This is a genomic window from Bilifractor porci, assembly GCF_009696005.1.
In the GTDB taxonomy this organism is placed as follows: domain Bacteria; phylum Bacillota; class Clostridia; order Lachnospirales; family Lachnospiraceae; genus Bilifractor; species Bilifractor porci.
Window position 1 is genome coordinate 103,080 of record NZ_VUMV01000004.1, and the last position, 23,576, is coordinate 126,655.

Annotated in this window: 24 protein-coding genes and 1 pseudogene; 4 read left to right on the forward strand and 21 right to left on the reverse strand. The window is 47.5% G+C overall.

Annotated features, from left to right (window positions below):
* Window positions 1-112: 112 nt before the first annotated feature.
* The 3 genes from FYJ60_RS07000 to FYJ60_RS12830 all read right to left on the reverse strand — a co-directional run bounded on the left by FYJ60_RS07000 (window position 113) and on the right by FYJ60_RS12830 (window position 2,202).
* The gene (locus FYJ60_RS07000) at window positions 113-841 is read right to left on the reverse strand and encodes a NifB/NifX family molybdenum-iron cluster-binding protein (protein ID WP_154458092.1); all 729 of its coding nucleotides are present in this window, start codon (window positions 839-841) and stop codon (window positions 113-115) included.
* A 331-nt stretch (window positions 842-1,172) separates the two neighbouring features.
* Window positions 1,173-1,796, reverse strand: coding sequence for a class I SAM-dependent DNA methyltransferase (locus FYJ60_RS07005; protein WP_154457958.1), 624 nt, complete (start codon window positions 1,794-1,796; stop codon window positions 1,173-1,175).
* 265 nt (window positions 1,797-2,061) lie between these two features.
* Window positions 2,062-2,202 carry a class I SAM-dependent methyltransferase gene (locus FYJ60_RS12830; RefSeq protein ID WP_205839009.1) on the reverse strand — a complete coding sequence of 47 codons (141 nt, stop codon included), beginning with the start codon at window positions 2,200-2,202 and terminating at the stop codon, window positions 2,062-2,064.
* A 606-nt stretch (window positions 2,203-2,808) separates the two neighbouring features.
* Here FYJ60_RS12830 and FYJ60_RS07015 point away from each other — a divergent pair.
* Window positions 2,809-3,666, forward strand: coding sequence for an EamA family transporter (locus FYJ60_RS07015; protein ID WP_154457959.1), 858 nt, complete (start codon window positions 2,809-2,811; stop codon window positions 3,664-3,666).
* 307 nt (window positions 3,667-3,973) lie between these two features.
* Entirely contained in the window at window positions 3,974-5,224 is a 1,251-nt protein-coding gene (locus tag FYJ60_RS07020; RefSeq protein WP_408609143.1) for an MATE family efflux transporter, read from the forward strand.
* 156 nt (window positions 5,225-5,380) lie between these two features.
* On the opposite strand, the gene FYJ60_RS07025 is transcribed toward FYJ60_RS07020, so the two are convergent.
* The 8 genes from FYJ60_RS07025 to FYJ60_RS07060 form a co-directional block, all read right to left on the reverse strand.
* Window positions 5,381-6,163, reverse strand: a complete 783-nt coding sequence (locus tag FYJ60_RS07025; protein ID WP_154457961.1) for an MmcQ/YjbR family DNA-binding protein — start codon at window positions 6,161-6,163, stop codon at window positions 5,381-5,383.
* Window positions 6,164-6,202: 39 nt separating this feature from the next.
* The gene (locus FYJ60_RS07030; RefSeq protein WP_154457962.1) at window positions 6,203-7,582 is read right to left on the reverse strand and encodes a replication-associated recombination protein A; all 1,380 of its coding nucleotides are present in this window, start codon (window positions 7,580-7,582) and stop codon (window positions 6,203-6,205) included.
* Entirely contained in the window at window positions 7,583-8,008 is a 426-nt protein-coding gene (locus tag FYJ60_RS07035; protein WP_235903358.1) for a winged helix-turn-helix transcriptional regulator, read from the reverse strand.
* A 143-nt stretch (window positions 8,009-8,151) separates the two neighbouring features.
* A complete protein-coding gene (locus FYJ60_RS07040) occupies window positions 8,152-10,659 on the reverse strand; it encodes an excinuclease ABC subunit UvrA (RefSeq protein WP_154457963.1) in 2,508 nt (835 codons plus the stop codon).
* Window positions 10,660-11,094: 435 nt separating this feature from the next.
* A complete protein-coding gene (locus tag FYJ60_RS07045) occupies window positions 11,095-11,406 on the reverse strand; it encodes a type II toxin-antitoxin system RelE/ParE family toxin (protein WP_154457964.1) in 312 nt (103 codons plus the stop codon).
* Complete coding sequence (locus tag FYJ60_RS07050; RefSeq protein ID WP_154457965.1) at window positions 11,396-11,656, reverse strand: type II toxin-antitoxin system Phd/YefM family antitoxin; 261 nt, start codon at window positions 11,654-11,656, stop codon at window positions 11,396-11,398. Before FYJ60_RS07050 ends, FYJ60_RS07045 begins: the two co-directional genes overlap by 11 nt.
* A 647-nt stretch (window positions 11,657-12,303) precedes the next feature.
* Window positions 12,304-13,314: a LacI family DNA-binding transcriptional regulator gene (locus FYJ60_RS07055; RefSeq protein ID WP_205839010.1), complete on the reverse strand. Its 1,011-nt coding sequence runs from the start codon at window positions 13,312-13,314 to the stop codon at window positions 12,304-12,306.
* 12 nt (window positions 13,315-13,326) lie between these two features.
* On the reverse strand, window positions 13,327-14,652 hold the full coding sequence (locus FYJ60_RS07060; RefSeq protein ID WP_154457967.1) for an MATE family efflux transporter: 1,326 nt from the start codon (window positions 14,650-14,652) through the stop codon (window positions 13,327-13,329).
* 338 nt (window positions 14,653-14,990) lie between these two features.
* Here FYJ60_RS07060 and FYJ60_RS07065 point away from each other — a divergent pair, with 338 nt between their 5' ends.
* Complete coding sequence (locus FYJ60_RS07065; protein WP_154457968.1) at window positions 14,991-15,404, forward strand: hypothetical protein; 414 nt, start codon at window positions 14,991-14,993, stop codon at window positions 15,402-15,404.
* A 1-nt stretch (window position 15,405) separates the two neighbouring features.
* The gene (locus FYJ60_RS07070) at window positions 15,406-15,615 is read left to right on the forward strand and encodes a helix-turn-helix transcriptional regulator (protein WP_330579139.1); all 210 of its coding nucleotides are present in this window, start codon (window positions 15,406-15,408) and stop codon (window positions 15,613-15,615) included.
* Window positions 15,616-16,177: 562 nt separating this feature from the next.
* Here the strand turns inward: FYJ60_RS07070 and FYJ60_RS12925 are convergent.
* The 10 genes and pseudogenes from FYJ60_RS12925 to FYJ60_RS07115 all read right to left on the reverse strand — a co-directional run bounded on the left by FYJ60_RS12925 (window position 16,178) and on the right by FYJ60_RS07115 (window position 23,562).
* Window positions 16,178-16,345 carry a winged helix-turn-helix transcriptional regulator gene (locus FYJ60_RS12925; RefSeq protein ID WP_408609144.1) on the reverse strand — a complete coding sequence of 56 codons (168 nt, stop codon included), beginning with the start codon at window positions 16,343-16,345 and terminating at the stop codon, window positions 16,178-16,180.
* A gap of 165 nt (window positions 16,346-16,510) precedes the next feature.
* Window positions 16,511-16,948, reverse strand: coding sequence for an Rrf2 family transcriptional regulator (locus tag FYJ60_RS07080; RefSeq protein ID WP_154457969.1), 438 nt, complete (start codon window positions 16,946-16,948; stop codon window positions 16,511-16,513).
* A gap of 2 nt (window positions 16,949-16,950) precedes the next feature.
* Window positions 16,951-17,607, reverse strand: a complete 657-nt coding sequence (locus FYJ60_RS07085) for a 4Fe-4S binding protein (protein WP_154457970.1) — start codon at window positions 17,605-17,607, stop codon at window positions 16,951-16,953.
* Between the two features lie 86 nt (window positions 17,608-17,693).
* Window positions 17,694-18,326, reverse strand: coding sequence for an NAD(P)-dependent oxidoreductase (locus FYJ60_RS07090; RefSeq protein WP_154457971.1), 633 nt, complete (start codon window positions 18,324-18,326; stop codon window positions 17,694-17,696).
* Window positions 18,327-18,510: 184 nt separating this feature from the next.
* A complete protein-coding gene (locus FYJ60_RS07095) occupies window positions 18,511-19,323 on the reverse strand; it encodes a protein-ADP-ribose hydrolase (protein WP_154457972.1) in 813 nt (270 codons plus the stop codon).
* Window positions 19,324-19,448: 125 nt separating this feature from the next.
* On the reverse strand, window positions 19,449-20,393 hold the full coding sequence (locus FYJ60_RS07100) for an SIR2 family NAD-dependent protein deacylase (protein ID WP_205839011.1): 945 nt from the start codon (window positions 20,391-20,393) through the stop codon (window positions 19,449-19,451).
* A pseudogene (locus tag FYJ60_RS12835) lies at window positions 20,393-20,530 on the reverse strand (MATE family efflux transporter); the annotation flags it as partial. The gene FYJ60_RS07100 and the pseudogene FYJ60_RS12835, both read right to left, overlap by 1 nt.
* A 20-nt stretch (window positions 20,531-20,550) precedes the next feature.
* Window positions 20,551-21,366: an ABC transporter ATP-binding protein gene (locus FYJ60_RS07105; RefSeq protein ID WP_154457973.1), complete on the reverse strand. Its 816-nt coding sequence runs from the start codon at window positions 21,364-21,366 to the stop codon at window positions 20,551-20,553.
* Window positions 21,363-22,901 (reverse strand): ABC transporter permease/substrate-binding protein, encoded by a 1,539-nt coding sequence (locus FYJ60_RS07110; RefSeq protein WP_154457974.1) that lies wholly within the window; start codon window positions 22,899-22,901, stop codon window positions 21,363-21,365. Before FYJ60_RS07110 ends, FYJ60_RS07105 begins: the two co-directional genes overlap by 4 nt.
* Window position 22,902: 1 nt before the next feature.
* Entirely contained in the window at window positions 22,903-23,562 is a 660-nt protein-coding gene (locus FYJ60_RS07115; protein ID WP_154457975.1) for a 4Fe-4S binding protein, read from the reverse strand.
* Window positions 23,563-23,576 lie beyond the last annotated feature (14 nt).

Below are 23,576 nucleotides of genomic sequence, written 5' to 3' on the forward strand. Positions count from 1 at the left end.
CTCCCGCTTAACTATCCGCACCGTCTGCCGAAAGATTCCGGAGCAATAGTTTCCCTCCTGCCAATCATTTGTACCCCCATGAGATCTCCAGAGCTGTGGGGATCTCAATTCCTTATTTATGGCAGTTTCCGTGTCTGCAGGAATGTCCTTCGCTATGATCATGGTCATGATGATCGCAATTTGCCTCTCCTTTTGCTTCAAGAGTGCCGGCAAGCAGAGCCTCGACAGCTGCATCAGCGCTTCCATTTGCTCCTGCATAGAGCTTAATACCGGCTTCTTGTATTGCATGAACCGCTCCTCCGCCAATACCACCACAGATCAGGACATCAACATTGGCGATATTCAGAATGCCCGCCAGTGCTCCGCATCCCTCGCCATTGGTGTCCAGAATTTGAGAATTAACAATCTTCCCGTTTTCGATATCATAAAGCTTGAATTTCTCAGTCTTTCCAAAATGGCCAAATACATTCCCGTTATCGTAAGTCACAGCTGCTCTCATGGCTTTACCTCCTTTACTCTTTAGATTTATAGGAACCTTCATTCTTTCTCTGTCAATTTTGACATTTCCGCCGGCTATCCGAAGTCTCTTTCCTTCAACAATGGCACGCACCAGTTTTTTTCTGGCGTTCTCGTACATGGCTGTAACTGTAGTTCTTGCCACGTCCATCCTCAAAGCACATTCTTGCTGATTGAGGTCCTCGTAATCCAGAAGCCTGAGAACTTCATACTCATCCAGAGACATCATTATTGTTTCGATACGATCCGCATTAACTTCTTCCGGAACAAAGCCGTAATAGTCCGGAAAGCAGAATATTTTTCTGCACTTCGTATTCCTTGGCATAGTATCCTCCAAACGCCAAAATTGACATATGTCAGAATTAATATACCATATTTCTGACATATGTCAATATATTTGCACTGTTATGGCTGTCCTTTGGCATCAGGTCACGAATCGGCACATCTTTCCGAATGCCTGTCATGTGCACTTCACCAACCCTCAAGAATCCCTACTGCTTTTTTATCGTGTATTGCATATTCTGCTTCAAAATGATCGACAAAGGCTTCCGAAATTCTGTCTTTTGTATTCTTTGCCATGCCCGTTCCTTTCCCAGGAGCAGCAGGCATTGAGTCAGGTTTTGGATATATGATAACAGACCCGTGAGTTACACCTTTTACTTCTTTGCAAGAATCGCAATCCACGGCCTTGAATAGTGGTGATTAACCCTGATTTCTGAAAATCCAGCCTTTTTTAAAGCTGCCTCGATTTCCGGTACTGTATATACTTTCATCCCGTCAATGACCTTTTCATATTTGAGGGAAGAGGCATCTGCCCCGTCGGATTCATTGCAGATCATAAAATATCCTCCCTGTTTCAGAATACCTGCCACCTGTGCAAAACACCGGTCAAGTCCTGGCCAGAAATAGATTGTTTCAAAAGCCACGGCAAGATCAAAGGTTTCTTTCTGCGAATCAAGGGACGATACATCTCCCTTCAAGACCGTGCAGCGTCCCTCATCTATTTTATCCCGGTTATATTCCCTGGCTTTTTCCACAGAAAGAGGAGAATAGTCAACGCCTGTTACATGGCTTTCCGGGAACTTTTCAAGAAGCCGGGAAATGCTGCGTCCTCCACCGCAGCCGAGGTCAACGGCCTTATTCACCGGAAGTTCAGGCAGCTGTGCAAAGCCCCAGTCAGTAAGCTTCGCATGTCCGGAATTCATCCCAGAGATCATCAATTTGCCCAGTTTTCCTTCCGGCTTTCGTGTCTGATTGAAATAATTCTTTAAAAGTCCCAAAATGTATTCCTCCCTGCGTATATGTCCTGCATTTTTTCGCGGTATAAAACACTCACATCCCCATGCTCACTTTCTCCCACCGAAAAACGCCGGGCCTCCAAGTCTCATCCAAACCGACTCTATGTGACTCATGAACAGTCCCTCGGTTGCGGGTATCAGGCGGGTCTCTCGGAAACCGACTTTCTTAAGTTCTTGGATGAAGGCATGCATATCACCATATCTTGCCGCCGAAAAAAATCGTGAATGGCAAGGGTACCGCCTTTCTTTAACAGGCGAAGTGTCTCCAACAAAATCTTCTGTCTTTTCCGGATGGAATATTGTGATAGACATAATTACTTATAACTGCATCAAAGCTTTCAACCAGAAAATCCAGTGATGCCGCATCTCCCTGCACGAATATGACCATAGGAACGGTCACTGCAAGTCAAGTAAGTCTTGTCTAACTATACCATGCCGTCATATAAAAATCAAACTGATGGCGTATAATATTTTTCGCAAATTTAATTTCATATAATAATCCCAAGTTAGAAATTGTCTGCCAAAAATATAATGGGCGGGGTTGAACCCGCCCCAAGGAATAGTTCTGCTTTCAATGTCACATTGAGGAACTTTCTATCTACATAGAACAGCAGAGGAATTCTCTCGGGCGTGACCAATCCCACGCCCACCTGCGAAGCGGAGCCGTTCATTTTTTTGAGGGTTACGGGGCACATTCTAAATATGCTCACACATAGCGAATCCTGCCGGATACATGATTGAAAAATCCCTGTAATTTTTGTATATTCAAAGAGTATAAGCCGTTGTCCTTTCTTATGTGTCATCCGAGGCAGATTTCCAGCCGGAAGCAAATTTACGAGCTGATCCGGGGACTTAAGTCCATGGGCGACAACATTTCCATGTCGTTGTATCTGCAATCGCCTTAGAAAAAAACCAAGGATTCCCCTCGCATACAACGCTGTTGCAAACCGTTTGGGGCGCAGGGAACCGGCTGAATAAAGGAGATGGGTAAATCATGTGGATTCTGTTTGCATTCGGTTCAGCTCTCTTTGCAGGTCTGACATCCATTCTTGCCAAGTGCGGCATCAAGAAAACGGACTCGACCGTAGCTACTGCCATTCGTACCATTGTAGTGCTGCTGTTCTCGTGGCTGATGGTGTTTGTGGTGGGATCTCAGGGAACGATCTCCGAGATTACGGGGAAGACGCTTCTGTTTCTGGTGCTGTCCGGCCTTGCCACCGGCGCAAGCTGGCTGTGCTATTTCAAGGCGCTCCAGCTTGGTGATGTGAACAAAGTTGTGCCCATCGACAAATCCAGTACGGTGCTGACTATTCTGATGGCAGCTATCTGTCTGAACGAGAGCGTCAGCCTGACCAGGGGCGTAGGCGTAGTGCTGATCGCCATCGGTACCTTCCTTATGATTGAAAAAAAGCAGAGCAGCGGCGAAACCAAAAGTGCCGCATGGCTGTGGTATGCGCTGGGCTCGGCAGTGTTTGCCAGCCTGACGGCCATCTTGGGCAAGATAGGGATCTCCGGGGTGGAATCCAATCTGGGGACGGCCATTCGCACAGCGGTGGTATTGCTCATGTCGTGGGCGATGGTGTTTGTCACTGGAAAACAGGGAGAACTGAAGCTCATTCCCAAAAACGAGCTGGGCTTCATCTGCGTGTCCGGTCTTGCTACCGGCGGCAGCTGGCTGTGCTACTACAAAGCTCTGCAAGACGGTCCCGCCAGCGTGGTTGTTCCCATTGACAAGCTGAGCATTCTGGTGACGGTGCTGTTCTCCTATCTTGTGTTCCACGAGAGGTTGACAAAAAAGTCCGCGCTGGGTCTCGCAGGAATCGTAGCCGGCACATTGCTGATGCTGCTTTAATTGTAAACCAGATTGACATTGCAGACCGTTTTTACTATAATCAAACCGATCGGAGGGCAATCCATTCGATATTTTCAGAAATGGCGAGCCGGATAAGGTTACAGGCTGAGATGCTTGTTTTCCTTGTCCGGCTTTTTTTGCGCCGAAGTTTTCGCAGCCTTCGGATGCGGCTACCTGGATTCAATCTTTCATAGGAGGAAGTATGAACATACCAAAAAAAGCTACAGGAACTTTTACTGAAGGAAGAATACTGAAGCCTTTGCTGCTGTTTGCGTTTCCGGTTCTGCTGGCCATGTTTCTTCAGGCGATGTACGGGGCAGTGGATCTGCTGGTAGTCGGAAGGTTCTGCGGTGCAGCGGATATTTCAGGTGTATCAACCGGCTCCCAGATTATGCAAACCATTACAAACGTGCTGGCCAGTTTTGCCATGGGAACAACCATTTTACTCGGTCAGCGCATCGGCCAGGGTCGTTCCAGAGAATGCGGAAAGATCATCGGTTCTTCTGTTCTGTTTTTCGGAATAATCGCGGCCGTTCTGACTGTCGTTCTTCTTCTCTTCGCCCCACAGGCAGCTTCTGTCATGCAGGCTCCGGAAGAGGCTTTTTCACAGACGGTTACGTATGTCCGCATCTGTGGCGGTGGCACCCTGATCCTTACCGCATACAATCTGATCAGCTGCATTTTCCGGGGTCTGGGTGACTCCCGCACGCCTCTGCTTACCGTCGGAATCGCCTGTGTGTGTAATATACTTGGAGATCTTCTTCTGGTCGGCGCATTTCATATGGGCTGTGCCGGAGCCGCTGCGGCTACCGTTGCGGCTCAGCTGATCAGTGTAGTGATTTCGGCACTGATCATCCGCAAAAAACATCTTCCGTTCCAGATGACCGTGAAGGATATCCGTTGGAGCAGGGATCTGATTGGAAAGACGTCTTCCCTTGGTCTTCCGATTGCTGTGCAGGATTTTCTGGTGGGAATTTCATTCCTGATTATTCTCTCTATTGTAAATTCTCTGGGAGTTCTTGTATCCGCCGGAGTCGGGGTGGCTGAAAAGGTCTGCGCCTTTATCATGCTGGTTCCGTCTTCCTTTATGCAGTCCATGGCTGCTTTTGTCGCCCAGAACTATGGCGCAGGCAGGTACAAAAGGGCTCTGAAATCTCTGGGCATCGGCATCATGATTTCGTTTTGCATCGGCCTGGCTATGTTTGCAGTTACCTTTTTTCATGGCAATCTGCTGGCAGGCATTTTCTCCCATGACAGCCAGATCATTGCCAATGCGTGGGAGTATCTGAAAGCTTACTCTCTGGACTGCCTTCTGACCGCGATCTTCTTTTGCTTTGTGGGATTTTTCAACGGAATCGGACAGACCCGGTTCGTCATGATCCAGGGAATTTTGGGCGCCTTCTGCGTCAGAGTCCCGGTCTCCTATCTGATGAGTCTTCAGCGGCCAGTCTCCCTGTTTCACATTGGTCTGGCTACGCCTGCCTCCTCGCTTCTTCAGACGGCTCTTGGTCTGCTCTGGCTGTTACATGTAAAAAAAATGTGGAAAGCAGCAAAATAACCGTTTTCCTCCGATCTGACAGCTTTAGCAGTGAAAGAATGCAGACAGGGATCAGAATCAGCTGAAGAACAATCGCTGCCGCACATGCCGGCAAGCGAAGCGATTTCAAACGAAATCCGGATCAATTTGCCCGCTCCGTAGAAATGTACCCGACAGTCATAAGACAGCGCTTGTTCCATCACCTTTGGCCACCTCTCCATGCAGCGCTTCACTTAAAGAATACGGCACACCTCTCGGCCCCCTGACAGCATAAATGCCATATTCATTTTTCAAAACATGAAATGTGAACCTGTCCGGCTTAAACCGCTCAAGAAGTTCGATCTTCATGATTGCTCTGATCGTAAGGTGATCATCCGTATAATTGTAAGGGATATTCGTCTGCGTAACTTTGCATTGATAGAGAATAGCCGATACCGGGTAAGCTACGTACATAAATACGATATCACCCGCTTTAATTCCCATTCCCTGCTTCCAGTTTATTTCACTTTTATCATCAAACGCGTGCTCTATATCGTAATACTTCGGATTTGCTGGGATAATCCATTCTTTTGGCGGACGATACGCCTGCTTTTTTTGTTTGGAGGCAGTTACGAGAAAGCTTTCATCAATCCATCTGCAGATATCTTCGAAAGGAACCGTTCCATCAAGAAGGATGGAGATCCAACTTCCACGGGTGAAATGATATCCTTTAAAATATCCATCTTGTTGCGTTACTACGTCCACGAGCAGCGGATCACTTAGTTTTACATTGATAATATCCACCCTCTGTTGTCCGGTCAGTCCCAGCTTATCCTTCGGAACATCCATGATAATCGCAAACCACTTACGGTTGTCCGAATGCCGCATGACCGGAAAGGTCGGAGCAGTCGGCAAAGGATAATCCTCCACAACGTCATATTTCTTTTTCACATATTTGAATATCTCATCGCGCTCAATCATTGCTTCTTTGCCTTTGCAGACTGCCTTACCTCTCTATGTTCAATTTTCCCATGGTTTCTCGGGCTTTCCTGAAAGCGACGGGTCAACATAAGCGTACCTATTTGGTTCTTTCCCGATTTTTCTGAAATATGCTTTGATGTCTTTCTCGTGTCCGATATCATTCGGCTCATAGATTTGTTCTTTACGAATCTCATCGGGAAGATACTGCTGCTCCACCCAGTGATTCGGATAGTTATGCGCATACTTGTAACCGACACCCCGGCCAAGCTTTTTTGCCCCCTTATAGCTGGAGTCCTGCAGGTAGGATGGAATCGGCAGATTCCCCGTCTTCCGGACTAGCGACAATGCTTTTTCAATACCGAGATAAGCGGAATTGGATTTTGGAGCGGAAGCAATATAGGCGGCCGCCTGCGCCAAAATGATTCTACCTTCCGGCATGCCAACGCGCTCTACACCGATTGCCGCCGATGCTGCAACACAGATGGCCATCGGGTCGGCATTACCAACTTCTTCCGATGCAGCTACCAGCATTCTGCGTGCAATATACTTCACATCCTCGCCCGCTTCCAGCATCCGGGCCAGATAATAAAGGGCAGCATCCGGATCCGATCCGCACATGGACTCAATAAAAGCAGCGATCGTATCGTAGTGATTGTCCCCGGTCTTATCGTAGCGGATTGCTTTCTTCTGTATGCATTCCTCTGCTACCTCCAGTGTGACATGTATCTTTCCATCACTGCCCGGATCTGTTGTAAGCACAGCAAGTTCTATGGCATTTAGCGCGGCGCGGGCATCGCCATCCGCAATATCCGCAAGGAAATCTGCCGCCTCCTCCGTGATAACAGCGTTGTACGATTTTACTCCCCTTTCTGACTCAAAAGCCCGGTGGATCAAAGTCAGAATATTCTCCTTCGACAGCGGCTTCAGTTCGAAGATTCTTGATCTCGAAAGAAGTGCTCCATTCACTTCAAAATATGGATTCTCTGTCGTCGCGCCGATCAAAATCACCGTGCCGTCTTCCACATATGGCAGCAGATAGTCCTGCTGCGCCTTATTGAACCGGTGGATCTCATCAATAAAAAGAATCGTTTTTCTTCCGTAACCGCCCAAATTCTCTTTAGCTCTTGCGACAACCTCCTCAAGATCTTTCTTTCCTGCAATCGTAGCGTTCACCTGATGGAAATCAGCGGATGTAGTACCAGCAATCACACGTGCGAGGGTTGTTTTTCCCACGCCGGGCGGTCCGTAAAAGATAACCGAACTGATCCGGTCCGCTTTAATTGCACGGTAAAGAAGCTTATCCTTCCCGATAATATCCTCCTGGCCAACTACCTCCTCCAAAGTCTGCGGACGCATCCTGGCAGCAAGGGGAGCCTCCTTTTCTTTCCGGCTCTCAGCCGCATATTCAAAAAGATCCATTTACTGTCCCACCTTGTCTTCCGAATCACCGTACAGCTTTTTATCGTACTTAAAGCCCCAGTTCATAATCGCATAGAATACCGGAAGCAGGTCTCTTCCCATTTCGGTCAGGGAATACTCCACATGAGGTGGAATCTCATTAAACTGCTTCCTTGTGATCAGTTCGTCGTCTTCAAGTTCACGGAGTCCCTTGGTCAGCATTGTGTTCGTAATACCCGGAAGATCTTTCTTCAGCTGTCCAAACCGGACTGTGTCATAAATGCACATCTCATACATAAGCTGTGACTTCCATCTGCCCTGCAGCATTACGAGAAGCGGAGTGACAGGACAGTGCCCATTCTCCGTTACAATTCCGTTCTTGATATTCTTCAGGTACTCTGGATAGGTCATATACTCTGCAGGTTTTTCTTCTATTTTCGCTGCCATAATTTTTCCTCTCAGCAATGTTTAGCTCACGTCTTTAAATCTTCTTCCGACTTAATTGTATATAAATGATACTATATCCAGATAGGCAATCAAATACATTTTTTCTAACATTGTGTCAGATATTACGAAAGATTTTTTACCTTTTATATATACTGCCCGGTAATGCTTTCATTAAACCGTTTGATTTCATCAGGGGTGCCACTCGCAACGATCCTGCCGCCTTCCTTTCCGCCGCCCGGTCCCATGTCGATAATGTAATCGGCATTCTTAATGACATCCAGATCATGCTCAATGACAACGACAGTTGCTCCATGATCAATCAGTGTCTGAAAAACAAGCAGCAGCGTCTTCACATCCTGCGGATGCAGGCCAATCGTCGGTTCATCAAAAACAAACACAGAGTCGCTCTGACCCTTTCCCATCTCGCTGGCAAGCTTCAGCCGCTGCGCTTCGCCGCCGGAAAGCCCAGGTGTTTCCTCTCCAAGAGTCAGATATCCGAGGCCTAAGTCATGCAGTACCTGCAGGCGCTGCTGCAGGAGTTTAAGTCCGCCGAGGGCGTGCAGCACCTGATCCACATTCATATTCATGAGTTCCGGCAGACTGTATTCGTTCCCGTCCTTTGCTTTTCTGCGGATATCAAAAGCATTTCTGCTGTACCGGGAGCCCCGGCAGTCCGGGCAGGGAATCTTCACGTCGGGCAAAAACTGAACATCCAGCGAAATCTCCCCTGTTCCGTCACAGGTCGGGCAGCGGAGTTTTCCCGTATTATAAGAGAAATCTCCGGCCTTGAAGCAGTGTTCCTTCGCGTCTTTTGTTTTTGCGTAAACTTTTCTGAGCTCGTCATGGACATTCGCGTACGTCGCCACGGTCGAGCGCACATTGATGCCAATCGGTGTCGCATCGATCAGCTTGACTTGTGTGATTCCCTCTGCCTCGATGTTTTTTACATGTCCAGGAAGCTTCTGCCCGCTGATTTTTGCCCTGAGCGCCGGAATCAGACTTTCAAGCACCATTGTCGTCTTTCCAGATCCGGAGACGCCCGTCACCACCGTGAGTCTCCCCATCGGGATCCGCACATCCAGTGGATGTACAGTGTGAATAGTTCCTGTATCCAAATGAATGACGCCTTTCTCAAACATGGCAGACGCCTTTGTAACCGGGCGGATTCTTGCTTCATACTGATCGGAGAGATATGATCCAATGACCGATTCCGGATTTTTTGAGACATCCTCGATGCTTCCCTCCGCAATAACCGTTCCTCCGTCCGCTCCGGCTCCTTTTCCCATCTCGATCATCCAGTCGGCGTGCTTCAACACCTGCGTGTCATGATCGACAATGATGACGGAGTTCCCGTCCGCCCGAAGATCGTCCATCACGCCGGTCAGCCCTTTGAGATTATAGGGGTGCAGGCCGATCGACGGCTCATCAAGAACATAGAGTACGCCGGTCGTACGGTTGCGGACTGCCCTCGCGAGCTGCACACGCTGCCTCTCACCCGTGGAAAGTGTCGAGGCCGCTCTGTCAAGAGAGAGATAGCCAAGCCCCAGATCCATCAGCCGCTTTGAGACATCCATGAAGGATTCGCAGATGTTTTCTGCCATGGGACGCATCTCTTCCGGCAAAGAAGCCGGAACGCCCTGCACCCAGGGAATCAGTTCTGAGAGAGTCATAGCCGCGGCCTCATCCAGCCCTATCCCCCGAAGCCTGGGCGCGCGGGCGGCTTCCGAAAGCCTTGTCCCGTGACAATCCGGACAGACATCCTCTTCCAGATATTTTACAAGCCGCTTCATTCCCTTCTCGTCCTTAACCTTAGCCAGAGAATTTTTCACGGAATTAACCGCGCTGTAATAATTGAAATCCATCTCCGCCGGTTCCAGCGTATTCGGATTGACGTAGTGAATATGATGCTTCTTCAGTTCGCCGTGATAGACAATTTCCTTTTCCTCCGGCGAGAGGTCGCGGAACGGCACATCAGTCCGCACGCCCATCGTCCGCACAATATCCTTCATCAGTGACCACATGAGCGTCCCCCAGACGACGACCGCACCTTCGTCAATTGTCTTGGAATCATCCGGCACCAGCGCTGCCTCATTCACAGTCTGGACGACTCCCGTTCCGCCGCAGGTCGGGCAAGCACCTGTACTGTTGAAGGCAAGTTCCTCGGCTCCTGGGCCATAGAATTTCGCGCCGCAGACAGGGCACGTGATTTCCTGCATGGCAGCGACAGATAGAGACGGCGGGCAGTAGTGCCCGTTGGGGCAGCGGTGGCTTGCAAGACGGGAAAACATAAGCCGCAGACTATTGAGCAATTCCGAAAGTGTACCGAACGTGCTGCGGATGCCGGGAACTCCCGGCCGCTGGCGCAGCGCAAGCGCCGCCGGTACATACCGGACATCATCCACATCCGCCCGTTCCGCCTGCGTCATTCTCCGGCGCGTGTAAGTAGAGAGGGATTCCAGGTATCTGCGGGATCCCTCCGCATACAGCGCGCCAAGCGCAAGCGATGATTTTCCCGAACCGGAGACCCCGGCGATCGCTACAATCTCATTAAGCGGGACATCCACATTGATATTTTTCAGGTTATGAACCTTCGCGCCGCGTACCTCGATATTCTTTGGCAACATCTTCCTTTGTCTGCTCTCACTGGACATAACAATGACCTCTTTGCCTTTCTTGCTCCTTATTTTTATTCTTGATAGTTGTTTTGTTCCTGGTATCTATATCGTAGTGTATTCCAATTTTATATCAAGTACGCAGTTTTTTCTAATATAGTATCTTTTGTGATACCATCACAAAAGTCGTCGGCAATGTCAGAGATTTTAACCTTTCCTTTTTATTCTAGATTCTCATCCTGCTTTGTCTGTACATTTCCTGTCAGAGTCTCTACACAGAAAAAGCCTGCAAACATCAGGAGTATTCCCTAATGCCCGCAGGCGTGATAACGATTCCAATTCGATCCTGCCAGATATAAAACTAAACTTTAATGCTAAGTTTCGTAAGCTGTCGTATTTCCGGTATTCGTATTAGACTATTTCTATCAACTATCTGATTTCCTGTTGCCAAAGTGTTGCCACGGTTTGTTTAGATTACAGCTTATTACGGTAATTTTCCAGCATATGAAAGAATCCTGCCAGATATACTGTTTCTCCATCTACTCTGTAGATAAACACATAATCATGTTTCTCCAATGTCAGTTTCCGGTATCCTTTTGATTGCAGATAAGGATCTTCGCAGAAAGCAAAAGACTCTGCCATTTTTTCAAGCAGGTCATACGCGTGCTCGATGTCATCCAAAACTGCTTCCGCTGCAGTAGGATTTCTCAAAGTATTGACAATGTAGCTGATGCATTTATCGATCTGACGCTCTGTATGTTCCGGAATAGCGAGCTTATAAGCCATAATTCTCCCTCACATCAGACAATGCTTCTCGAGCCGATCTGGTTTTTCCGCCTCTAATATCATTTTCGGATATCTCCAGCTCACGGTAGAGCTGCTCCCTATGATGCATCTCCTCGAAGGCCTCCATACTCATCAGCACCATATCGCCATATCCATTCTTTGTTACAAAAATAGGATCAGAACTCTTATGGCACATTTCGGAAACTTTTGCTGTATCTTTTAAATCTTTAATAGGAATGATCTGCGGCATGTAATCACCTCTCGTTTCTCACTAACTATGTCTTATTTATACCATAATTATGGGCTTTTCGCAACGCTATCTGCAACACTGCTTAACTACAAATTGGCATAAAGCAAAAGGCATCAGACGTCACCCTTGATCCCCTCATCTGTTATTATTTAGCTTATCACATTATTCTTCTTTCTTTTCTTCCAGTCCCGGAAGTTCTTCAAGCGAAATCTCTGATATCATCTTCATTTGGCGGACTGCCATGCTGCGGAGCAGTTTCAGTCTCTCAGCCATTGTCGGTCCCTGCCTTAAGCCCCCAAAATGTCATGCTCGCCAGATGTCAAATTTTAGAGTCATTCATAGGCTTACGGCATTAACAGGTGCATCAATCCGATTTCATGCTGTACCGGTGTCATACCGTGCGTGAGCAAAGCTATTAATTACCGCCTCACGAATCGCCTCAGCTGGTACTTCCGGTATCTCCACACGGTGAATTCCGTCATCATTCATTTTTACACGCCGACGCATATTTTTTATAATAAAGGACAACTTGAGAGACACTGGCACTCACACCTGCTCCCAAGCCTTCTCCACAGTACCGGTGGAATCTTACCGTAAATCCGTAATCGTCTCCACGATATTGCACTTTGCATCCGACTTTATTCTTTTTAATACGATCTTCTCCCACAGCTCATCCGCGGAACGAACTGTACCGGAATTTTATCCGTTACCGAATAACTTCTGTCTGTTTTCATCCGATCCAAATACTCCACTGCTTTTCCCGCGCGCAAAAACACATCCTGCCGGACAGATGATAACTGCGGCATGACATTTCTGCATAACTCCATGTCGTCAAAGCCCACAACCCAGATATCTTCCGGGACACGTATCCCTGCGTGAATCAGAAAGTACATGATTTCAACCGCATAATAATCCGATGCAGCAAACACCGAATCATAATCCTGAAATAGCGGTAAGATATCCCGATAATATGCCTGTCTTTCTTTTTTACTCATAGGTACTTCCAGAAAATCAACTTTTCTTCCATAACCGGAGCAAAGCCCCTCATATCTGTCAAAATCCGGTTTCAGCCGGTTATCCGCTATAAATAATATTTTCTCTCTGCCGTTTTCCCTGAAGAACGCGCCGACCTGCCTTCCTCCGTCATAATCATCCAGCATCAGATTGCAGATGTTTCTGTTATTCTGAAAAAAGCCGTCATATACAACAAACGGTATTCTGATGCGGTCACGAAGTTTCTGATACTCATCTTCGCAGAAACCCATGATTACCATTCCATCCATATTCCACATGGATGCGAAGGGGACAATATCCATAATATTGTTTGTCTTCTTCAGCATTAAAAAATACCCATGGCTTTCCAGTGTGTCCGATAACGCATTGACCGCGCTGCTGACGAACGGGTCTTCCAGAACATGTCCTTCATATTTCGGATGATTATTTACGACCACTCCGACAATCCTCGAATTGTTCTGCGAAAGGAGCGTCGCGGCCATATTCGGAATATATCCTCTTTCAACGAGTTTTTCCTGCACACGTCTGACAGTTGCATCGGATATCTTTTTTGTTTTGCCATGGATGACATTGGAAACAGTCGCTGTACTGACGCCTAATTCATCTGCAATATCAATAATCCGGATTTTCTTTTCATCCCACATACTCATCTCCAATTATTGTAGTGTATGCATCCATTTTCTGCTTCTGAACATAAAAACAGATACGATCAGACGGATCAGTTCTTCCTGCGATAAAACAAAGTAGACCCAGATAACCGGCATCTTTAAATACAGTCCTGTAAGCAGTGCCAGAGGTACGCCGATCAGCCAGGTTCCCATCATGTCAATCATCATGACATACTTTGTTTTTCCGCCGCTTCGGATGATTCCGCCTCCCAGTATCATATTCTGTACCTTCACAGGCATCAGGATGGCAAATGCTGCCAGAATATCCGCGCCGATTCCGCGAACATCTCCTGAAACATTGAACAGCTGAACATACGGATTTCTGATCAAAATCAATAAAAGCGTGAAGACCAGTGATCCGGCCACTCCAAGACCGCATAGCTTTTTGGAATCCTCATAAGCAGCATCATATTCCCTGCTGCCCAGCCTTTTGCCGATCAGAATCCCGGCTGCCTGAGACAGGCCGCTTAATGCTCCCATGGTCAGACCCTGAACAGCGCCCGTCAATGACATCCCTGCCAGTTCATTGGTCCCCATGTGCCCATAAACGTATGTGTAAACACTTTGTCCCACGGACCAGAAAAACTCATTCAAAACAATCGGCAGCAGCATCATAAAGTACTGCGAATATCCTGCCTTTCTAAGGCTTAACGAAATACGAATCCGACCATATAACCTGTAGAAACACAGGATGGAAATCAGTGCTCCCGCTGCCTGGGATATGACACTCGCATATGCGGCGCCTGCTATTCCAAAACGCGGCGCGCCAAAATTTCCAAAAATAAGACAGTAGTTTAAACCTGTATTGAGCAGAGCGGAAAAAATGCCGATATAAAGCGGCCAGGTTGATTTATCCCGGCATCGAAGAGCCGTCCCCAAAATATTACAGATTCCCAGTGGAATGAATGTCCATGAGATAATCCCGAGATATGTGCTGCCCTCAGCGATTACCTGCTCTTCTTCCGTAAACATTCCCACGAACGGATTCTGGAAAAGGCTGAAAACAGATAGAAAGGTAAGCCCGGTTAATATCATCACCAGAAAATTGATACAGATGCTCTTTTCCTCCGCTTCTCTGTTGTGGTTGCCAATGTACTGCGAGATCATGATTCCTGTGATCGTACTGATTGCTCCAATGACGAACGCATAAATAAAACTGGGCTTTCCGGCAATTTCAACCGCAGCAACACTTTTATCTCCAAGCTGACCGACCATGATCTGATCGACCATGGAAAAGGAAGACTGCAGCATGGATTGTAATGCCACCGGTATGGAGATGCGCAGCACATCTTGTAAAAATCTTTTATCTGACATGGGGTTTCTCCTTTACGCTTTTGTTCCATAGTATTTAAAAAAAGCTCATTCCACAATAGGTTAATCGCGTAACCCGCATATAATAATGTCTTTTTGCGCTCTTATAATTTGCAACTTCCTGTAATCCTTTTAACGGTTTAAGACCTCACTTCTTAGCAATTCAACAATTCTTTCAGAATCAGACACACTCATCGAGTCCTCATAGCTGTCAATCACGGTCTGGAAACGGTATATCTGAATATACAAAGTGAATTATTTATCACATTTATTGTTGACAAGTAATTTTGATGTGATATATTTATAACATCAAGTGACAAATATATCACACAGGAGGCATTATGAATAAAAAAGTCAGTATTACAGAATTGATGACAGAAACTGCAGTTCTTACCATTGGTTTGACATTCTACTATTGGTGCTGGGTAAGAACGGATTGGAAAGAATCCTACACGTATATTCAAAACGCTGTCGCAGGAGGGATCATCTGCTTTATTTGCCTGATATCATACAGAATCCGGAAATTTCGCAAAGAGCCTGTCGATGAACTTGCAAGAGCAAATTTAAAAAGATCTGACTCCATCTGTCTGAAAATATTTGCAACAGTAATGGTTTTGACTGCATTTATTGGCGGCACATTGGGGCATGTAGCTAATACTGCATCTTTCATGGGCTGGCTTATTATGATTTCGCTGATCATCATTTCCATACTGCGAATTATCATTTTCAAGGTAATGGATCAGAAGGGAGTATGAGGTGGCACTTGTTACAAAAATAAAAGAATTCCGTGAAAAAGCAGGATTAACGCAGGCGGATCTTGCGGAGAAAGTTGGTGCCCGGAGGGAGACAATTGTTCATCTGGAAAACGGCAAATATAATCCCTCATTAAAGCTGGCAATGGATATCGCAAGAGTTTTTGATGTTACTGTCGAGGAATTATTTACATTCACAGACCAAGGTAAATAGGAAGCTCTGGTTTCAGACAAAAGTTGAGGCGATAAACGATAATTCTATTTTTTGAAAAGTGTACTCAAAATATACTCACGAGGCATAGAAAAAGTCCGAAAACCCAGTGTTTATGCCGGGTTTCGGACTTTCAATATTTATTCGAACTCGAAAACGAAATATAGATTCTAACCTATTCGAGTTTTGTTTCTTGATATGATTTGATTCAGATTGATTTCAGTTATCCCATTTCTACAGGGTATACGAACTGCTGTTATCAATTTGTTATCAAATCACTTTTTTATGCCCCAGAAATGGCGTATTTACGCCATTCTTCGCTCAATTTTCATTATTCGAGCTCGAGGCTCCATAAAGAAATTTGCGTAATTAATGTAGCTGCTCCGCTACTTTTTCTCGGTTTTATCACGCATTTGGATCACCTTAATTTATATCGCATTCAAAGTGTACTCAAAATGTACTCACAGCTGTTCTTAGTTCAAACTACTTCGCGGCTGGTGTATCCACTTGTACCTACTGGCTTCTTTGTCTGAATCAGTCGCCCCATCAGTCACCTTGCGCGAAGTCAATATTGATCATTCTTGATCTCCCAATGTCCGCGATTTCCACTTCCAACGTAATGTAATTCATCCATTTCGTTAATTATCCTTTGAAAAGAACGGAGACTGATTGATAACTTTTCCGCCATTTCTTTCCGGGTAATTCTGTTATTTGACTTCACTATTGAGAGAATGCTGGATTCATAGGATTCTCATATTTTTTCTTCGTCGTGAGTGCCACCGTGAGGGACATTGGCACTCACGCCTGTTTCCCGGGCTGTAGATGTCAAATAGTCACCCTTTTATTTCTTGGGGGCAAACTCGATCCGCAGTGTAACATTCAGTGCCTCTCATATACTTCAGCCTGCTTTTGCAATTTCTTTGTAAAGATCCGCAATCACATCACTGAGCTTATGCTTTTTCAGACTTTCCTCAAAATCTTTCTGTACTTCCTGCAGTTTGTCGTAGAGTGCGGAATGAATATTCCTTCCGACCGGGCACTGTGGATTTGTGTTCTCATGGAAATGAAACAGGTCGTCCTTGCTCTTCTCCACAGCCTCATACACGTCATAAAATGTGATTTCATCCAGCGGTCTGGTGATCGCAATGCCGCCCGGGCCTCTCTTGATTTCAATTAATCCGGCATTCTTAAGATCGGACATGAGGTTCCGGATGATCACAGGGTTGCTTCCAATGCTGGATGCAAGGAACTCGCTGGTCACTTTCTCCTCTTTTCCAAAATACTCCACAGCCGCCAATATGTGTATCGCTATCGTAAATTTAGTTGAAATCTGCATAATTATGTTCTCTCCTCTATAAAAGAGTTCTTTTCGTACTTCTGAGATCCAGCCGCTTTAATGACCGCTCCGGCGGGACAAACATTCATACAGTTTCCGCAGTGCAGACACCGGTTCTGATCAATCACGCCCGGTATTCGTGAGAGATCAATGCAGCGCTGCGGACACACAGAAAGGCATTTCCCGCATCCGGTACAGCTTCTGCTGATCTGATACCCGCCGGCTTTTAAGGAAACTTTCCCAATGGCAAATGTTCCTCTCGTCACATGCGCCGGATCGCTGATGTCAAAGAAATTTCCATCCGCCTCACAGATCCGGAATACCTCCAGCGCAGAGCGCGTATCACCCGGATAGATGTCCTGCATATAGGTATTCTTTTCAAAAATCTCATCGAGCTTCTCACTGCCAACATTTTCCACCTTGCCTGCCAGCGAAATGCACCGCTTGCCCGAGACGGCGGAGAGACTGATGTAGTGCTGTTCCATCAGCTGCGCATAGAATTCCTTACCCTTTGCAGTAAGAAAGTACACGCCATTTTTATCATACAGCATCATGTCAATGCAGCGGGTCACCGGATGTCCAATCCGGTCAATGGTTGCCACTACTGTGGAATGGATGTCCTCAACCAGTATTTTTAAGTAATCCTGTGTACCTGACATTTTCCCCTTCCCATCACCGGCAAAAGGCTCCCGGCCGCTGCCGGAAGCCTGTAAGCCTGTCCTGTAACGCCGTCTCCTGCTATCGGTCAGGCTCTTACAACGGATATTCTCTGCTGAATGTGATTTCCTTTCTCAATTTCGTCAACCATTGCAATGGCATAATCGGCATAGGAGATCACGCTCTCTCCCCTGTCATTCAGTGTTAATTCCTCGCCGCCGAGAAGATACTTTCCGGTTCTCTCCCCGTCTGCCTGGAAATCACCGGCCGGAGAAATGTAGGTCCACTTGACATCCTTCCGCTCCCGGAGTTCACCAAGCGCCTTTCCCATAGCGGAAGCCAGCGGCTTAAAGGCATCCGGGAAATCCGGTCCTTCCATGACGGTTGCCGTGTGCTCCTTGTTGACATAAAGGCTGCCCGCCCCTCCGACGATCAGAAGTCTCGTATCTGTTCCGCTCAGGATGTCGCAGAGGTGCTTAAGCGATGTGCTGTGCTGCGGAAGTGTCTCTTCTGTCCATGCGCCAAAAGCATCCACAACTGCGTCAAAGCCCTTAAGATCCTCTGAGGTCAGGTCAAACAGATCTTTCTGTACATAGTGCTGTGCCTTTGTGTTATTTTCCTTGCGTCCGAAGCCCGTCACATCAAAGCCGCGGCTCACGGCCTCTGTGATAACCTTGTTTGCTACTCTTCCGTTTGCTGCAACAACTGCGATTTTCTTCATTTTGATTCTCTCCTTGTTCTAAGGCTATGTAAATTGTACTTTAGATGAAATATTATTTATTTCATCTCTTGGTTATAAGATAACACTGCCGCTTCGTGTTGTCAAATACTTTATTACAATTAATTTGTGCTGTCTTTTTCCGAGTAATTACCTTGACAAATGAGAAACACGCTTCCGCAAATGTCTAGCCGAGTAATATCTTCCGGTAAATATCTCGGTCGCTGTCTTTAAACACATTGAAGATGACACGACGCACGGTAGTCTTAGGATGAGCATCGAGCCAGCAACTTGTCGTATGCACCGCGATTTCCGCCGCTTTGTCCTGCGGAAAATGAAATACTCCGGTAGAGACGCAGCAGAACGCGACGGATTCCAGCTGATGATCAGAAGCCAGGGAAAGAACCGAACGGTAGCAGGAGGCCAACTGCTCCTTGTCCTTTCCGGTAAGCCATCCGGACACAATCGGTCCGACGGTATGGATGACATATCGCGCCGGAAGATTGTATCCCGGTGTGATCTTTGCCCCTCCGGTCGGCTCTTCATGCCCCTGCGCTTTCATGATCTGATAGCACTTTTCCCGAAGTTCCACACCGGCCATTGTGTGGATGATATTGTCAATACAGCCATGAAGCGGCGAGAAGCACCCCAGCATCTGTGAATTGGCAGCATTGACGATGGCATCTGTGCGAAGTGTCGTGATGTCCCCCTGCCACAGCACAAGACGCGGGTCAAGTTCAGCAGACGGGAGATCTGATATGTCTGTAATACCCTTTTTCTCTGTAATGCTCTTCAAAACTTCCGCCTGCACGATATAGAAGGCATCCGGCAGTGTGTGCCCGGTATCCCCAGACGGCATCCGCACATTGCAAAGCGCACGGTATAAATCAAATGCCTGTTTCGGATTCTCAGGCAGGGCATATTCCGCATACTCCGGCATCTCTGCCTCCAGACACTTGATGAGAAAATGAAGTTTTATCATCAGCTCACTGTTCTTCATATCGTTTTCTCCTTTAACTCTCCGGCACCTGGAAATCCGTCCGCTCCCAGAATCAGCAAATTCAGCCTGAATGATCCTTGTTTTTTCATACCTTTGTATCTATGTCTCTGAAACAACAAGTATTCTTAAGCTTCAAGGGCTTCCAGAACCTCTCGTATTCCCGTATCCATGCAAACGCTCCGCTTTGTAATATCTCTTGCGCAGCCTGCCTCGCCCTTGTTGATGCAGGCATAGAAGGCCTTTGGATTCTCTTTCGTATACTGCCAGAAGTTAAATTTTATGATCCCGGGCGTGTTCATCCCAACTCCAAGTTCCAGATATAGAACGTGCAGCCCCTCATGCCGCCGCAGGAATTCCTGATACCGCTCCGCCGCCTGATACCAGCCCTCGTCCTGCACAAAACTGTCGTCTACACGAAGGTTTGTAGTCATCAGCTTCCCGTCATCCGGACAGACAGGGATCCGATTGGAAGGGATCGTCATGCTGACATTGCCGCTTTCCGGAAGGAACAGCTCACCTTCTTGTCCGATTTGCCAGCCTTCCGCCAGGAGCATCCCTCGTATACAATCGTAGTTATCATACGTTTTATCCCGCGACGCCTCTTGCGGGTCACTGCTTTGAAAAAGCCCGTAATCGCCCTGCGTGTAATACAGACGTTTCCTGTCAAATCCGCTTCGCTGAAAGCAATGATCAACGTTCGTTGTCAGGACAAAATAATCCTTGTCCTTTACGAGTGTACGAAGCTTCTCGTAGAGATCTGACGGGATCGGCGCATACCGATTGATCCAGATATACCGGCACCAGTATCCCCAGAATTCTTCCATGGTTCTGTACGGATAAAAGCCCCCGGAATACATATCCCGAAAGCCATATTTTCTCTCGAAGTCAGCGAAATATTCCTCAAAACGTTTTCCTGTATATGTATATCCAGCCGCAGTGGAAAGTCCGCTGCCGGCTCCGATGACAATGGCATCGGCATTTTCCAGCCTGTCCTTTAAAACAGTAATCTTATCTCCAAAACTTATTTCAGGGCCGCACGTCATGATTGTATTGGGATTGAAAAAATACATCAGTTTCTCCTCTCTTTCTCTGAGGCCATTCTGTTTAACTCCGGCCATATGGTCAGAAGCATTGCGCAAAAGCAGGTAATTCCCCCAACCACATTGGAGACCGGTTCCGCCATAAAAACACCGTCTGTCCGAAGATTTGCGATATCTGAGATCCGTATTATCCCGCGACCTCTCCGCATGCTGCACCGCAGTATTCACAGTCATTGAGCTTCTCTTCCGGAAGGAAGCACATCCTACGCTGCTTCTCCACGAGCTTCTTCACAAAGTCTGTCGCCGGATCCGTAAGCAGTTCCTTCGGCGTCCCGAACTGCTGAATCTCTCCGTGATCCATCACCAGTACCTTCGTACCGAGCTTCAACGCCTCCTCGATATCATGTGTTACAAACAGAATCGTGATACCGGTCTTCTTATGAATCTCTTTCAGCTCATTCTGGAGCTGTTCCCTTGTGATCGCGTCCACTGCGCCGAACGGCTCATCCATGAGCAGGATATTCGGAGAGGCAGCAAGCGCTCTCGCGATGCCGACTCTCTGCTGCTGTCCGCCGGAAAGTTCCGACGGATAGCGCTCCTTCATAGACGGATCCAGCCCGATGATCTGCATCCATTTGTCAACCGCCTTCGCTGTTTTCTCCTTGTCCTTTTTATTCAACAGGCTCGGAACATAGGAAATATTCTGCTCCACGGTCATATTCGGAAAAAGCACGCTGCCCTGAATCGCGTATCCGATCCCGCGGCGGAGAGCAATCATATCCTTATTCCGGATATTTTCTCCATCGACCAGTATGTCACCGCTGGTTGGCGGAATCAGACCGTTGATCATTTTCAGCGCCGTCGTCTTTCCGCATCCTGAAGAACCAATGATGGTGACAAATTCTCCTTTGGCAATCGAGAGATTCAGATCCGGAATAACAACAGTATCTCCATAGGATTTCCGAATATGCCGGAACCCAATAACCGTATTTGTTTCACTCATTTCAGCAGTCCTTTCCCGGCAAGGAAGGCATTCGCCACTTCGGCGGGCTCTTTCTTCTCCGTTTCCACTTCGTAATTCATTTCCTGCATGTCGGATTCCGTCAGAATTTTGTCAAGTTTCTGAAGTGCCGTGTCAAGCTCCGGATACTTGTCGAGAATATCCTGTCGAACAACAATACCGCACTGATAGGACGGATACATTTGTTTGTCATCCTCAAGTACTGTAACATCCGCCTGTGAAAGCTGCCCGTCTGTCGTATTGACCGGCATGATATCAATCTTGCCGCTGTTTATCGCCTGATATTTCAGCCCCATATCCATGTCACTGGTCGATTTGAAAGTAAGGCCATAGGTACTGCAGAGCTTGTCATAGCCGTCCTGCCGCTCAAAGAAGTCATACTCCGCACCGAAAACCAGCTGTCCGTTCACTTTCTGCAGGTCGGAATATGTCTTAAGCCCATACTGGTCTGCAATCTCCTTCCGGACCGCAATGCCATAGGTGTCATTAAAGCCAAGCATCACATCCCAGGTAAGCCCAAGCTTGTCCTGATACTCTTCCTGCAGCTGATCAAACTGATCCTCCGAGTACAGGCTGTCGCGTTTCAGAACCATGTTCCAGCCGGTTCCGGTGTATTCCGGATAAAGGTCAAATTCTCCGCTTTCCATAGCCGGTTCAATATTGGATGTACCGCCACCGACACCCTGCGTCAGATCTACAGTCAGATCCGTATCCTGTTCGATCACGGTTTTCAGCATTTCTCCGAGAATATACTGCTCGGTCATCGGCTTCGTAGCCAGATGAATCACCCTGTTGCTCCGGCGGGGAATCGCAACGCCGGCAATCAGGCAGGCAATCAGAACGAGAGCTGTCACGGCCATGACCCGGTTCTGTTTTTTTGCCTTCTTTCCATGCAGATTCATTCTCTTTTCCACAAAGCCAAGAAGAAAATCCACAACAAGGGCCAGAACAGCGATCAGAAGGCTGCCCGCAATCGTCATTGCCGCGTTATTTGTTGTGATGCCACGGTAGATCGCGACACCAAGCCCGCCCGCACCGATGAATGATGCGATACCGGCAAGGGCAATTGTCATCGTGACCATGTTCCGGATGCCGGAAAGGATTACAGGCATGGCGAGAGGCAGCTGCACGCGGAACAGGATCTGCCTCTTGGTGCTGCCCATTCCCTTCGCCGCTTCCAGAATCGCAGGATCCACATTGGTCATGCCCGTGTAGGTATTGCGCACCATTGGAAGCAGGGCATAGATTGTCAATGCGATTACCGCGGTCGCATTGCCGATTCCGGAGAAGGGGATCAGAAAGCCAAGCATGGAGATGGATGGAATTGTATAGAGAAAGTTAATGACACCGAGCGTCGGCTTTGCGCTTTTCTGGTATTCACTGATCAGGATACCGACCAGTCCGCCGAATACGATGGCGATCAGAATCGCCGCGAGTGAAATCTCGATGTGCTCGAGGAGCAGTTTCCCGAAAAAGTCCCATTTGGTGGTCAGTAAAATCCATACATCTTTTAGCATCTTATGCTCCTCTCCTCACAATCGCCTGAACCGGGCAGTTCTCAAAGCAGAGTCCGCAGTGCAGGCAGTGCTCCTGATGGATTACAAAAGGCTTGCCTTTCGTGATGCACTGCTGTGGACAATTCCGCATACACTTCCCGCAGCCGATACAGCCATTCGTGATCCGGAAGCCTTTTTCACGCAGTGCACAGCTGCCGTCTTTTTCTTTATGTATCTCTTGTTCATCTGGAGCCTCAGCATGTCCAAATGTGAAGCTTTCCCGGTAAATCGGGCTTTTTCCAAGGTCAAAGAATTCCAGCTCACCGCTTTCAATGCAGAAAGGCTCCAGAATATAGCGGCTCTCCCCAGGGTACACGCCGTTCATCACCGGATTTTCCTCAAAGATCCGGTCAATCCAGTGCTTCTGATCCGTGAGTTTCTCTGCCTTTCCGGAAAGCCGGACCATCTGGAATTCCTTATTGAGTCCTGTGACGGCAACGTCCGGATGTTTCATGAGCTGACGGTAAAAATCCTTTCCGCGCCCGGTGCAGAAATACAGTTTATCCTCCTCCACGATCATCACATCGATGATCCGGACCTCCAGTTTCCCCTCGTCATTCACCGTGGCAAAGGCCACGTCCTTGATCTCCCGCAGGATCTTCAGACAATTCTGTGCGTCCATACTTTTTTCCTCCT